The sequence below is a fragment of the Devosia sp. genome (assembly GCF_048261455.1).
Lineage (GTDB): Bacteria > Pseudomonadota > Alphaproteobacteria > Rhizobiales > Devosiaceae > Devosia_A.
Map to the genome: position 1 here is coordinate 20,310 of NZ_JBLXGA010000023.1, position 12,496 is coordinate 32,805.

The 12,496-nt window shown below is 65.1% G+C and carries 12 protein-coding genes; 5 read left to right on the forward strand and 7 right to left on the reverse strand.

Annotated features, from left to right (window positions below; all coding sequences use genetic code 11):
- Nucleotide 1 precedes the first annotated feature (1 nt).
- Complete coding sequence (locus ACN0TK_RS17055; RefSeq protein ID WP_417310737.1) at nucleotides 2–1,108, reverse strand: quinone-dependent dihydroorotate dehydrogenase; 1,107 nt, start codon at nucleotides 1,106–1,108, stop codon at nucleotides 2–4.
- Entirely contained in the window at nucleotides 1,105–1,473 is a 369-nt protein-coding gene (locus ACN0TK_RS17060) for a DUF952 domain-containing protein (protein ID WP_417310738.1), read from the reverse strand. Before ACN0TK_RS17060 ends, ACN0TK_RS17055 begins: the two co-directional genes overlap by 4 nt.
- Nucleotides 1,474–1,594: 121 nt before the next feature.
- On the opposite strand from ACN0TK_RS17060, the gene ACN0TK_RS17065 reads away from it, so the two are divergent.
- Together ACN0TK_RS17065 and aac(6') are read left to right on the forward strand one after the other, a co-directional pair.
- Nucleotides 1,595–2,236, forward strand: a complete 642-nt coding sequence (locus tag ACN0TK_RS17065) for a S24 family peptidase (protein ID WP_417310739.1) — start codon at nucleotides 1,595–1,597, stop codon at nucleotides 2,234–2,236.
- A complete protein-coding gene (aac(6'), locus tag ACN0TK_RS17070; protein ID WP_417310740.1) occupies nucleotides 2,233–2,673 on the forward strand; it encodes an aminoglycoside 6'-N-acetyltransferase in 441 nt (146 codons plus the stop codon). The genes ACN0TK_RS17065 and aac(6') overlap by 4 nt, the downstream gene beginning before the upstream one ends.
- 12 nt (nucleotides 2,674–2,685) lie before the next feature.
- Here aac(6') and ACN0TK_RS17075 read toward each other — a convergent pair whose 3' ends face one another.
- Nucleotides 2,686–4,347, reverse strand: coding sequence for a lysine--tRNA ligase (locus ACN0TK_RS17075; RefSeq protein ID WP_417310748.1), 1,662 nt, complete (start codon nucleotides 4,345–4,347; stop codon nucleotides 2,686–2,688).
- 121 nt (nucleotides 4,348–4,468) lie between these two features.
- On the opposite strand from ACN0TK_RS17075, the gene ACN0TK_RS17080 reads away from it, so the two are divergent.
- Nucleotides 4,469–4,876 carry a tellurite resistance TerB family protein gene (locus ACN0TK_RS17080; protein WP_417310741.1) on the forward strand — a complete coding sequence of 136 codons (408 nt, stop codon included), beginning with the start codon at nucleotides 4,469–4,471 and terminating at the stop codon, nucleotides 4,874–4,876.
- Nucleotides 4,877–4,879: 3 nt separating this feature from the next.
- Here ACN0TK_RS17080 and ACN0TK_RS17085 read toward each other — a convergent pair whose 3' ends face one another.
- Entirely contained in the window at nucleotides 4,880–5,689 is an 810-nt protein-coding gene (locus ACN0TK_RS17085; RefSeq protein ID WP_417310742.1) for a transporter substrate-binding domain-containing protein, read from the reverse strand.
- 210 nt (nucleotides 5,690–5,899) lie between these two features.
- Between ACN0TK_RS17085 and ACN0TK_RS17090 the strand changes: the two genes are divergently transcribed.
- On the forward strand, nucleotides 5,900–7,663 hold the full coding sequence (locus ACN0TK_RS17090; protein ID WP_417310743.1) for a glycosyltransferase family 2 protein: 1,764 nt from the start codon (nucleotides 5,900–5,902) through the stop codon (nucleotides 7,661–7,663).
- On the opposite strand, the gene ACN0TK_RS17095 is transcribed toward ACN0TK_RS17090, so the two are convergent.
- The gene (locus ACN0TK_RS17095; protein WP_417310744.1) at nucleotides 7,651–8,907 is read right to left on the reverse strand and encodes a D-amino acid dehydrogenase; all 1,257 of its coding nucleotides are present in this window, start codon (nucleotides 8,905–8,907) and stop codon (nucleotides 7,651–7,653) included. The two genes, ACN0TK_RS17090 and ACN0TK_RS17095, sit on opposite strands and share 13 nt — an antisense overlap.
- A 280-nt stretch (nucleotides 8,908–9,187) precedes the next feature.
- Here ACN0TK_RS17095 and ACN0TK_RS17100 point away from each other — a divergent pair, with 280 nt between their 5' ends.
- The gene (locus tag ACN0TK_RS17100) at nucleotides 9,188–10,621 is read left to right on the forward strand and encodes a hypothetical protein (RefSeq protein WP_417310745.1); all 1,434 of its coding nucleotides are present in this window, start codon (nucleotides 9,188–9,190) and stop codon (nucleotides 10,619–10,621) included.
- Here the strand turns inward: ACN0TK_RS17100 and ACN0TK_RS17105 are convergent.
- Nucleotides 10,618–11,640 carry an NAD(P)-dependent alcohol dehydrogenase gene (locus ACN0TK_RS17105; protein ID WP_417310746.1) on the reverse strand — a complete coding sequence of 341 codons (1,023 nt, stop codon included), beginning with the start codon at nucleotides 11,638–11,640 and terminating at the stop codon, nucleotides 10,618–10,620. The two genes, ACN0TK_RS17100 and ACN0TK_RS17105, sit on opposite strands and share 4 nt — an antisense overlap.
- Before the next feature lie 115 nt (nucleotides 11,641–11,755).
- Nucleotides 11,756–12,496, reverse strand: a 741-nt coding sequence (locus ACN0TK_RS17110) for an NAD(P)-dependent alcohol dehydrogenase (RefSeq protein WP_417310747.1), incomplete at its 5' end; no start/stop codon positions are given.

A 12,496-nucleotide genomic window follows, 5' to 3' on the forward strand; every position in this document is an offset into this window, starting at 1 on the left:
ACTAGTTGAAGCGGCCCGCGGCCCAGTCGTCGGTCGTGCGCCCGGTGAGATCGGCCACCGAGTTGAGGCCTTGCGCCCGCACCGAGGCAACGAGGCCGCGCTTGATGCGCTCGAGCAGTTCCAACCCGCCGAAGACCAGCGCCGAATAGAGCTGGATAGCGTCGGCCCCGGCTTCGAACTTCATCACCGCAGTCTCGGGCGAATGAATGCCACCCACCCCGATGATCGGTCGGGTGCCGACGCGCTGGCGCACCTGCGCCAGTCGCTGGGTAGAGAGCGCGAATAGCGGCTTGCCACTGAGCCCGCCGGTCTGGGTCGCGTTGTCCTCGCCGGCAACCGCATCGCGGCTCAGTGTGGTGTTCGACACGATCAGCCCGTCGAGGTCGGTCGGCTCGATCACCCGGGCGATGGCATCGAGCTGCGTCTCGTCGAGATCAGGCGCCAGCTTGAGCAGCATGGGGACGCGCACCGGCGCCTTTGAGCGCGCCTTGAGACAGGCATCGAGCAGCCGCGCCAGCGCCTCGTCGGCCTGCAGATTGCGCAGGCCGGGCGTGTTGGGCGAGGAGATGTTGATGGTGAGATAGTCGGCGACCTCCGAGAACCTGCCGATCCCTGTCACATAGTCGGCGACGAAATCCTCGCTGTCCTTGTTGGCCCCGATATTGACGCCGAGGATGGCGCCGACATGCGCGCCCTTGAGCCGCGCGAAGGCCGCCGCGTGGCCCTCGTTGTTGAAACCCATGCGATTGATGACCCCATCCGATCCGGGCAGGCGGAAGAGCCGCGGCTTGTCGTTACCGCTCTGTGGGCGCGGCGTCACCGTGCCGACTTCGACCATTCCGAACCCCATACGGGCCAGCGGCTTGGCGACTTCGGCATTCTTGTCGAACCCGGCAGCCATGCCGACCGGGTTGCTGAGCTCCAGACCGCACAGATGGGTGCGCAACTCGGGTGCATCCGGTTCGGTCTGCTCCGGACCAAGCCCCATGCGCAGCGCGCTGATGGTCGCGCCATGAGCGATCTCGGGATCCATCTGAAGCAGTGCATCGCGCGTCAGCGAACGGACCAGCGGCACATTGAGCAGCGGCGACAGGCGGGAAAGGATCATTGCGCCCACTCCGGCAGCTCAACCGAGCCGTCGGCCGCGACGGCAATCGGACTGGCCTCACCCACCGCGGTCATCGGCAACTCGCCGTAAAGATGCGGGAACAGCGCGCCGCCGCGCGAGGCTTCCCATTTGAGCGCCGCGCCCAGCGCGTCGGTATCGACCGCAAAGAGCACCAGATCGTCCGCACCGGCAAAGTGCAGCCGCAGGGTTTCGACCAGCTGGCTGGCGGTCGAAAAATGCACATAGCCATCTTCGAGATCGATCGGCATGCCGATAAACTGGCCCGACTCGCGCGACTGTTCGAAAACCGCACGGCGCGTCACTTTGAAGATTTTCTGGCTCTGGGGATCTTTCGCGTCGGTCATGATGCGCCTTGTGTTTCGGTCGTCGCGGCGGATGCACCGCTTTACAAGCGGAGGCAGCGCCGATAAATAGGACCAGTGTCCTTTTGAGGTAAATTTCCTCAAGGATGAGGAGACGTCCTCAATGCTGTCGCACGACGATATCTGGAATGCCATAGATTCGCTTGCCCAACGCCACGGCTTTTCAGCCTCCGGGCTGGCGCGCGAGGCGGGTCTCGACGCAACGGCCTTCAACAAGTCAAAGCGCGTCAGTAAGGACGGCCGGGCGCGCTGGCCCTCGACCGAGAGCATCGCCAAGGTGCTCGATGCGACGAGCGAAAGTTTCGATTCTTTCCTGTCGGGTGGCGGCGCCTATCTGCAGACGGCACCGGCCGGACCGCGCCCGCATGTGCCGCTGCTGGGTCTGGCCCAGGCCGGATCGGGCGGGTTCTTCGACAGCGCCGGCTTCCCTGCCGGACAAGGCTGGGACGAGATCCCGCTCCCCTCCCCGGCTGATGACGGCAGCTATGCGCTGGAAGTGTCCGGCGACTCCATGCTGCCGCTCTATCGCGACGGCGACATCATTGTGGTCTCGCCCACCGCACAGATGCGCCGCGGCGACCGCGTCGTGGTGCGCACCCGCGACGGCGAGGTGCTGGTGAAAATCCTCTTCCGCCAGACGGCACGCAGCGTGGAGTTGCATTCGCTCAACGCCGCCCATCCGCCCCGCACCATCGAGATCTCCGATGTCGAAGGCATGGGGCGTATCGTCTGGGCCAGCCAATGACCCGCGTCGTCCTCGCAACAGAGGCCGACGTACCGGACTGGCGCGCGATGCGCGACGCGCTCTGGCCAGATTCCGTCGACGACAATCCCGGTGAGATCGCCGCGCAACTCGACAATCCCGAAGCCATCGCCCTTCTGGCGCGCGACGAGAGCGGCAATGCGGTGGGCTTTGCCGAGGGCGCGCTGCGACACGACTACGTCAACGGCTGCGACACCTCGCCGGTCGGCTATCTCGAGGGGATTTATGTCGTGCCGGAAGCGCGCCGCACCGGTGTAGCACGCGCCCTGATTGCCGCGATCGCTACATGGGCTCGCGACCAGGGATGCCGTGAACTCGCTTCTGACGCGGCGCTCGACAATATCGGCAGCCAGCAAATGCATGAAGCGCTCGGCTTCAGCGAAACCGAGCGCACCATATTCTATCGTCAGGCACTGTAGTCAGCAGCCCGGTCAGGCCAACTTGATCAGCTTGCCCGCGAGGGCATCGTCGATGAGCCGGCGTGTGTTCTCGATGCCGTAGAGGGCGGCGAAGGAGCCGAAGCGCGGACCGCGCTGCTGGCCGATCAGCACCTGATAGAGCATCTGGAAGAACTCGCCCGACACGCCCGGTCCACCGTGCGGCCCCTTGCGCGTATTGTCCTGAAAGCGCTCGATGCCGCGCGCGACGTCGAGCGCCGCGTTCTGGATGGTTTCATTGTCCGCATCCGCCGGCAGTTCGGCAAAGGAGGCCGAGAGCGCTTCGAGTGCACCGCGCTCGACATCGTCGGGTGCCCGATAGCTCTTTTCCACGAAATCGCGGAAGTAGCGCATCGCATAGCCGACCAGCGCGTCCAGATGCGGATGCGTCTGTGCGGACACACCCGGCGCATAGGCCGAGATATAGCCCCACATGACCTCCGGGGTCTCCGGGTTCGACGCCGTTGCCAGATTGAGCAGCAGCGCGAAGGTGACCGGCATGTCGATCTTGGGCACATCGCCATAATGGACATGGAAGGCCGGGTTCTCGAGACGCGCAGCCGTGTCCTGCTTCTGGAACGACGCCACATGGGCGGCATACTCATCGACGGCGCGCGGGATCACATCGAAATAGAGGCGCTTTGCGGCTCGCGGCTTCTGGAACATGTACAGCCCCAGGCTTTCGGTGCCGGCATAGGTCAGCCACTCATCGATGGTGAGGCCATTGCCCTTCGACTTCGAGATCTTCTGTCCGCTGTCGTCGAGGAACAGCTCATAGACATAATGCTCGGGCGGCGTGCCGCCGAGGATCGCACAGATCTTGTCGTAGATCGGCGCATTGGTCTGGTGGTCCTTGCCGAACATCTCGAAATCGACGCCCAGTGCCGCCCAGCGCATGCCGAAATCCGGCTTCCACTGCATCTTCACATGGCCGCCGGTGACCTGCAGCGTCGTGTCGCTGCCGTCCTCGTCGGCGAAAGTGATCGTGCCGTCCTTGGCATTGACCTCCTTCATCGGCACGTAGAGCACACGCCCCGAAATCGGCGAGATCGGCAGGAAGGGCGAATAGGTCGCTTGACGCTCCGGCCCGAGCGTCGGCAGCATCACCTTCATGATGTCGTCATAGCGCTCGAGCGCGCGCAGCAGCACGTCATCGAACTTGCCGGACTTGTAATACTCGGTGGCGCTGGCGAACTCGTAGTCGAAGCCGAACGTATCGAGGAAGCGCCGCAGCATGGCGTTGTTATGCGCGCCGAAGCTGTCGAACTCATTGGTCCAGGGGTCCGGCACCGCGCTCAAAGGCTTTTGCAGATGCGGCTCCATCGCTTCGCGCGACGGGACATTTTCCGGAATCTTGCGCATCCCGTCCATGTCGTCGGAAAAGCAGATCAGCCGTGTCGGAATCTGGTCGCGCGTCAGCAGGCGAAACGCCGTGCGCACCATGGTGGTGCGGGCGACCTCGCCGAACGTGCCGATATGCGGCAGGCCCGACGGACCATAGCCGGTCTCGAACAGGGCCTCACTCTTGCCCGACGTCTCGATCCGTTTGACCAGCTTGCGGGCTTCTTCGAACGGCCAGGCACGCGCGGACTGCGCGGCATCGAAATAGGCGGGATCAAGCTCGGGAAGGGGCGCCGGCACTGTCGGTCTCTTCATCTCAGACATAGGGAAGGCCGCTTGATTGCACCCCACCGCGCGCGGCGTCAATGGCACGGCCATTGTCATTCGCCGACACGCTGCCTAGGTATGCGGGACTTTCAAGCCCCGGAGCCAATCGATGTCCCAATCCATCCATGATGCCCTCGTTACGATCATGGTCGTCACCGCATCATCAGCCGATGGCATTTCGGAGCACGAACTGGTGCAGATCGCCGGCCTGATCCGGCGCTCGCCGTCTCTCAAGGGCTTTGAGGAGAGCCGGCTGACCGAGGTAGCCAATGCCGCCATCGATCGCCTGAACGAGGGTGGGCTGGAAGCAGCGGTCGACGCCGCGGTTGCCGCCATTCCTGGCCGTCTGCATGACACAGCCTATGCCCTGGCCGTCGAAGTCGCCGTGGTCGATCGCGACCTGCCACAGGAAGAATTGCGCTTTCTCGAAATGCTGCGCGACCGGCTGCTCGGCACCGACCGGCTGGTCACCGCCGCCATCGAGGCCTCGGCCCGCGCCCGCATGCGCAAGCTCTGAACCTCAGTAAAAGCTCACCGGAAACCAGCGCAGGTAGAGTTCGTCATAAACGCCTGACGCCTTGATGCGGGTCAGCCCATAGGCGATGGCGCGGCGTACCGCGTCGTGGCCGATCGCTACGGCGACCGACATGCCATCTCCGAACAGATCCGCCCGGAAATAGGGCTCGCCCGAAAAGCTGCAGCAGCCGGCGTTCTCGTTGAGCCAGAACGAGGCGCGCATCGCATCGCCGAAATAGGCGTCGGCCGAGCCGTCTGAAACGGCCGCGAGCGCCAGGGGCTCACTGTCATATTCGGCCAGACTGGCATCGGGCAGATAGCGGCGGACGAATTCGGCATGCGTCGTGCCGCGGCGTACCGCAATGGTGCGCCCCGCCGCCTGCGTCGGATCGAAACTCGCGGCATCGTCGATGCGCGTCACGAAGCGTCCAGGCAACATGAGATAGGCCGGGGTGAAATCAAACAGCTCGCCGTTCTCCTGCGTCACCGCGAGCCCGGCGATCAGCGCGTCGCCCTGATTGTCCTCGAGTGCCTTGGCCGCCTGCTCCCAGGGCCAGGCCTGAACCGTGCAGGCGATCTTGAGCTCGTCGCAGATGGCACGCGCCAGATCGACATTGAAGCCGATCAGCTCGCCGCGCTCGTCACGGAAATTGAACGGCGGGAAATCGGCCGTGGTCAAAAAGCGGATGGTCGGCACCGCCTCGAGATTGGGGATCACCTCGCGAGCGGTCGGATTGACGTGATTGGGCAAGGCCTGCGCCAGCGCGGCCGCAGGCATCAGCAGCACTGCCAGCAGGAAAAGGAATGCGCGCATCTGGCTCCCGCAACTCTCCGTTCACCGGCTTATCGCGCAATTCGCCGCCAAAGGCGAGCCTGCCACCAGTTGACGATTGTGGGAGAAAGGCGGCTAATTCGACAGCGGCTGACGGCATGACCACAGCTAGGCGAGGGTCCGATGACGGAGGCGGGGGCGCTTCTTCGGGCAATATTGGGAGCGGCAGCGGGCAGCGAGGCGGATGCGCTCTTGCACCTCGAACTGGCGGCTGGCCTCAGGGTCGACCCGCTCGATTATTGCGCCCACCGCTTCGGCCTTACCGAGGCGCAGGTACTCGAACACGCTGCTGACTGGTGCGGGCTGGTGTTCGCCACCCATATCCCCACCACGCGGGACGGCAGCCCGCTCGTCGACCGGATTGAGCGGCTGGGCGAGACCCGCATGGTGCGCGCCCGGCTGTTCGACCGCGAGATTGTCTATTCCGCTCCGCGCTTTGCCGATCTACTGCAATTTGCCGACCATGTGCGCCGCCACCCCGAGTTTCGCCGGCAGATCTGCCTCGTGCCGCTCGGCGCCATCCAGAGCGAACTCGCACGTGCCAGCGCCACCGAGCTACTGGACGCTTCGCGACAACGGCTGGTACGGCGCTGGCCGCAGGCGACCGGTGGCATCGACGCGCCTTATGCGGCAAGGCGCGGGTTTGTCATCGGGCTGGTGGCCCTGCTCTGCTTCGCGACCATTGCACCGTGGGTCGCAACGCCCCTCTACCTGCCGGTTGCGGCAGCTCTGCTGCTTATGCCAGCCCTGCTCCGGCTGTGGGCCGCGCTGCGACCCGAACCGCGAGATCGCCCGCCACCCCGCCTTACCGATGCACAGCTGCCGGTTTATTCGCTGCTGGTGCCGCTGCATGACGAGGCGCGCGTCGTGCCACAACTGGTGGCGGCGCTGCGCGCCATCGATTATCCGCCGGAAAAGCTCGACGTGCACTTTGTCGTCGAAGCGGCGAGCGTCGCGACCGTGGCGGCGGTTGCCGCCGAGCTGCACGATCCGCGCTTTTCCATGGTGCTGGTGCCCGATGCGCTGCCACGCACCAAGCCCAAGGCACTGAACTTTGCCCTGCCACTGATCCGCGGCACCTATGTCGCGGTCTATGACGCCGAGGACATTCCCGATCCGCCGCAGTTGCGGCTGGCCGCCAGCCGTTTCGCGCAGCACCCCGAAATCGCCTGCCTGCAAGCCGAACTCGTCCTCGACAATGCCGACGAGAACTCGCTGACCGCCCTGTTCGCCGGTGAATATGCCGGCCAGTTCGGACTGCTGCTGCCACTGCTCGCCGACCTAGACCTGCCCATGCCGCTGGGTGGCACCAGCAACCACCTGCGGGTTTCGGCCCTGCGCCGGATTGGCGGCTGGGACCCGTTCAATGTCACTGAAGACGCCGATCTTGGCGTGCGGCTGGCGCGGCTCGGGCTGAAGACCGCAACGCTGGCCAGTCAAACCGGCGAGGAAGCGCCGATCGGTCTGCGAGCCTGGCTGCACCAGCGCACCCGCTGGATCAAAGGCTGGATGCAAACACTGATCGTCCACAACCGCCATCCGCAGGCGCTGCTGCGCGACCTCGGCTGGTGGCGCTTCATCGGCTTCGAGCTCTATGTCGGCAGCATGGTGCTGTCGGCACCGTTGCATTCGCTGTTTGCGCTATCGCTGGGCCTCGCCGCAGCTCTCGGAGCCTGGCGCAATCCGCAGTTCTGGGACTGGACCACGATCGCGATACTGACGATCGGCTATGCCGCGCCGCTGGTGCTGACCTTCGCCGGCCTGCGACGGCTGAAACGCAGGGATCTTTGGCGCGCCCAACTGCTGCTGCCTGCCTACTGGGTCTTGCATTCTCTCGCAGCCATCTTGGCCGTGCGCGAACTGCTGGCGCGCCCGCATTTCTGGGCCAAGACCGCGCATGGTCGGACCCGGCAAACCCGGTCGCTGGCCGCCGACAGTTCGGGTCAGGCGGAATAGCGGCTGACGTCGAGCCCTTCAAGATCGATCTCGGCCGGCCGGCCGGCGATGACATCCGCCATTGCGCGGGCCGACCCGGCAGCCATGGTCCAGCCCAGCGTGCCATGGCCGGTACTGAGAAAGAGATTGGACGTCTCCGTCCGGCCCAGGATCGGCGTGCCATCCGGTGTCATAGGACGCAGCCCGCACCAAAAGCTCGCCCTCGACGCATCGCCAGCCTCGGGGAAGAGATCGCGCAGCGACCGATCGAGCGGCCCGCGGCGCGCGGGGTGCAGCGTATCGTCATAGCCGGCGATTTCGGCGGTGCCTCCGACCCGAATCCGGTCGCCCAGCCGGGTCGTCGCGACCTTGAAGGTCTCGTCCATGATGGTCGAGACCGGTGCGACGCTTTCGTCGGTGATCGGCACGGTGAGCGAATAGCCCTTGATCGGGTAGATCGGTAGCTTCAGCCCGAGCGGCCGGACGAGCAGCGGCGAGTAGCTGCCCAGGGCCACGAGATAGGCATCGGCCTCGAGCACACCGGCGGAGGTTTCGACACCGCTGATCGCCCCGCCCTGCTTGACGATGCGGGTGATGGTGGTGCCGTAGCGGAAGGCGACGCCCGCCTCCGCAGCGAGGCTGGCCAGCCCCGCCGTGAACATCTGACAATCGCCTGTATCGTCATTGCCCAGCCGCAAGCCGCCGACAAAGGGCACCCTGGCCGTCGCCAGCCCTGGCTCGGCCGCGATACACCCCTTGGGGTCGAGTACCTCGTAGGGTACGCCGTATTTTTCGAGCACGGCGATATCCTCGCCGGCGTGGTCGAGCTGTTTCTGGTGCCGGAACAGTTGCACCGTGCCCTGCTGCCGCCCATCGAACGCGAGGCCCGGCAGGGCCCGCAACACCCCCATCTGTTCACGCGAATATTCTGCCAGACGGACCATGCGGCCCTTGTTCACCGCATAGGCTTTATGGGTGCAGTTTGCGAGCAGGCTCAGCCCCCACAGCCACATCTTGGGGTCAAACTTGGGCCGCAGGACCAGCGGCCCATCCTGCATCAACAGCCATTTGATGGCCTTGACCGGAATGCCCGGCCCCGCCCACGGCGACGCATAGCCATAGGAGAGCTCCCCAGCATTGCCGTAGCTCGTCTCAAGGCCAGCGCCAGGCTGGCGGTCCACGACGGTGACCTCATGCCCGGCCTGCGACAGATACCATGCGGTGGTGACACCGATGACGCCGGCGCCAAGGATCAAGACTTTCATGTCTCAGTCTTTTCCAGCCCAGCAGGAAAGGCAATATCCTCACGAACATGGCACCTCCTGCACTTCCACATGGCTAAACGCCGGATGCCGAGATGCTCCTGCAGACCGGCATCAGCCGTGGAAGGTGACCATCAGGCCGCGACGAATCTTGTATCGGCTACGGATCATCGCGTAGTTAGGCAGGGCTGGCGCGACAGTCGTTAGGGGCTGGTACGTAGCAGACGCCACGGCTATGGTCCCGCGCAGCGGCAGAGACAATGGCTTGAACGGGGAGTAGGCCTTGAAACTCGCGGCATTCTTGTGCGGTCTTGTTGCCGGTCTCTTCGCACTGGTTGCGCCATTCGTCGTTGGCGCAGACATGCAAGCGCAGTTTCTGGCGATGTGGCCGGGACCATCTGACACCCAGCAGACCGCAAGCCTCGTCTGGTACGGCATTTCAGGAGCCGCCATGCTCGGCGGACTGATCGCCCTGATCGTGCCCAGCATCGGCGCCATGCTGCTGCTCGCGGCAGCACTGGTCTGGCTTGGCCTTGGTTTCGTGCTCCCCGGCGCTTTCGACATCACCATCGTCGTGCCGCTGGCCGCTGCGGCGATTGGCGCTGGCCTCGCAATGATTGCCGGCGAATTGCGCGCCCGTCGCAGGGCGCGGGATGATGATGATGACGACTACGACTACGATGAACCGGAGGCCGCCCCGCCCGCGCGCCGGGAAAAGCGCCGGCGCACCATGCGCGGGCACGATGAGGAAGAGGCGCGCGAAGCCGCATTGCGCATGGATCCGCTGCTGGTCGACCGTGACGAAGCGCCGCCCGAGCCGGAGCGTGAAATTCCGCTGACACTCGACGAGCTTATGCCAGCCCGTAAACCTCGGCCCGAACCGCGGCAGGAAGCGCTGCGCGAACCGCCGGTGCGCAGCCCGAGCTATGCACCGACGAAAAAGCGCAGCGACAAGTGGCCGGAAACGCCGGTCATCCACTCGATCGTCGATCGGCCGGGCCCCGAGCCCGAGCAGCGGGCGACGCGTTGGCCGGTCTGGATCGCCACCGCCAGCGCCGCAGTCGTCGTCGCTCTGGGCCTGGGGCTGGTCTATATGGTTTACGAGGACGGCGGCTTTGGCGGGGGTGTGGCCAAGGCCGGCGCCGCGCAATCGGTAGGGACGGCTTCGATCAGGGCACCCGCCGTTGGCCCGGCCAAGGTTGCCGACAAGCTGCCGCCGATCAGCCTGGCGCCGGTGAGCCCCGGACAGGTCGATCCGCCGGGCACTGCAACCCTGCGGCTCGCCGATATCGCCTCGACCAGTGGCGTGTTTACCGACCCCTTCAGCTATTGCGCCGCCGTGAACACCATCGACTATGTCGATGCACGCTATGTCGGCCCGCAGTTCACCCCGGCGATCACCGATACGCTGCACATTCCGTCATCCAGTTCGCCCGACCGTGTCAGTTGGCGCTGCGTCGACGGTCAGGTCGTCGCCTGCACTTCGTTCGACTGGCCGGTATGCGACATGACGCCGACGGCGGCCGAGATGCTGGCCTTCTGCAAGCAGAACCCGTCGGTGCCGCGCCTGCTGGCCCCGAACGGGCTGTGGAGCTGCGAAGCCGGGCGCCCCAAGCTGCCCGACGACGCCAGCTGGCCCGTTGATGACCGCGGCTTCTTCCCCACGGCCTGGATCCCGGTGCCGCCGCCAGCGGGCGACACCGCCGACGCCGGCTAGCGAACGGCGACCTCGACGGCGCGAGGCGTATCCGCAAGCGCCCGGTGCGCCATCTCCAGCACCACTGCCCCGCGCTTGTGGCCCGCCTCGACATAGCGATGCGCGTCGACGATCTCCGACATCGGATAGGTGCGGTCGATATGGGTCCAGATGCTGCCCGCCTCGATCAGTGCCTTCACCTCCCCCAGCATGGTCGACAGCTGGTCGTGTGGCAGCAGACCGGTCGCTGCAAACCGCCCCTTGCGGCGGGAGAACCGGGACGTCCACAGCATCTGGATCAGCATCGGCAGGCCGAGCACCGGGCTGAGATAGACGCCATCGGGCGTAAGCACGCGCCGTGCTTTGGAAAAGCCGAGCTTGCCGACAGTATCGAAGATCAAATCGTAGCGCTCCGCCCCGCGGGTCACATCCGTCTTCGTGTAGTCGATGAAGTGGTCGGCCCCCATCTCGCGCACCAGATCGGCATTGCGGGTGCTGGCGACGCCCGTCACCTCGGCACCAAAGTGCCGGGCGTATTGCACCGCGAACGTGCCCAGACCACCGGCGGCACCATTGATCAGCACCTTCTGGCCCGGCTTGATGCTGGCGAGCCGTGTGAGGAAGTTGTGCACGGTCAGCGCCCCATCGGTCACCGGCGCGGCCTCGAGATAGGACATGTTGTGCGGCACGTGTTGGATGACGCCGGTTTCGGCCACGGCGACGAACTGGGCATGGGTCGAGAACCCCAGCGTCGTTTCACCGAACACGTCATCGCCGACCGCATAGCGCGTGACACCGGCGCCTTTGGCGACCACCTTGCCGGCAAAGCTGGTGCCGGGGATCTTCGCCTTCGGGCCACGAAGCCCGACGAAGAGCCGCGCAAAATGCGGTGTCCCCGTGCGCATCATCACATCGGCCTGGGTCACGGCCGAGGCATGGATCTTGACCAAAACCTCGTTGTCCTTGGGCGTCGGGGTCGGCACCGAGCCGATCTCCAGAACCTCGGGGCCGCCATAGCGTCGCGCAATCACTGCATCCATTTTCTATCTCCTTCACATCATCCTTGCGATGGCGACAGGGATAGAGCCGATGTCAGCTCAACAAAATTGACTGATTACGTTCGATTGATATGCATAAACGCATGGATGCCGCGTGTCAGGCGGGTGGAGCGGCATCGCGCGTGTCTGCGGCACCGCTGACATCGATGACCACGACGCCGGTCTTTTGCCCGCTGTCGACATAGCGATGTGCCTCGGCCAGCGCGGCCAGTGGAAAACGTCGGTCGATCACCATGTTTAGTTTGTTTTCAACCACTTGAGACTTCAGCCAGTCGAGGTCCTCGAGCGGTTCGCCGGCGAGTTTGAACAGCACCCTGACACGTTTCTTCCGGTTTTCGGCGATCCCGGCGACCACCTGGCCGGCCTTGGGATTACCGAGCATGAGCCGCCCGCCATCGTTCAGGATCGCCGCGGCGCCGGCGACGGGCACATTGCCGACGATGTCGATGATCGCGTCATAGCGCTGGTTGGTGACCCAGAAATCCTTGACAGTGTAGTCGAGCAGGTGATCGGCCCCGAGCTCGCGCAGCATGGCGTGCTTGTCGCCATGATCGACCGCCGTGACCAAGGCGCCGGCCTGTTTCGCAATCTGCACCGCGAACATGCCGATCGACCCGGCCGCGCCGTTGATCAGCACGTGTTCGCCCGGCTGCAGCGCGCATTGGCGCACGAAGTGCAGCCCGTTGAAGCCACCGGTCGGAATGCCGACGACCTCGGCATAGCTGAGTTCGGGCGGGATCGGGCTGATCGCTGCAGTCTCGGACAGCGCGACGAACTCCTGATAGGCGCCCATGGCGAAAGCCGACGACCCGGAAACCCGTTCGCCGACCTGAAACCG

Coding starts and splice junctions, on each gene's coding strand:
- ACN0TK_RS17075 (WP_417310748.1), bottom strand. CDS start 4,347: ATGAAGAGACCGACAGTGCCGGCGCCCCTTCCCGAGCTTGATCCCGCC.
- ACN0TK_RS17080 (WP_417310741.1), top strand. CDS start 4,469: ATGTCCCAATCCATCCATGATGCCCTCGTTACGATCATGGTCGTCACC.
- ACN0TK_RS17060 (WP_417310738.1), bottom strand. CDS start 1,473: ATGACCGACGCGAAAGATCCCCAGAGCCAGAAAATCTTCAAAGTGACG.
- ACN0TK_RS17105 (WP_417310746.1), bottom strand. CDS start 11,640: ATGGATGCAGTGATTGCGCGACGCTATGGCGGCCCCGAGGTTCTGGAG.
- ACN0TK_RS17055 (WP_417310737.1), bottom strand. CDS start 1,108: ATGATCCTTTCCCGCCTGTCGCCGCTGCTCAATGTGCCGCTGGTCCGT.
- ACN0TK_RS17095 (WP_417310744.1), bottom strand. CDS start 8,907: ATGAAAGTCTTGATCCTTGGCGCCGGCGTCATCGGTGTCACCACCGCA.
- ACN0TK_RS17085 (WP_417310742.1), bottom strand. CDS start 5,689: ATGCGCGCATTCCTTTTCCTGCTGGCAGTGCTGCTGATGCCTGCGGCC.
- ACN0TK_RS17065 (WP_417310739.1), top strand. CDS start 1,595: ATGCTGTCGCACGACGATATCTGGAATGCCATAGATTCGCTTGCCCAA.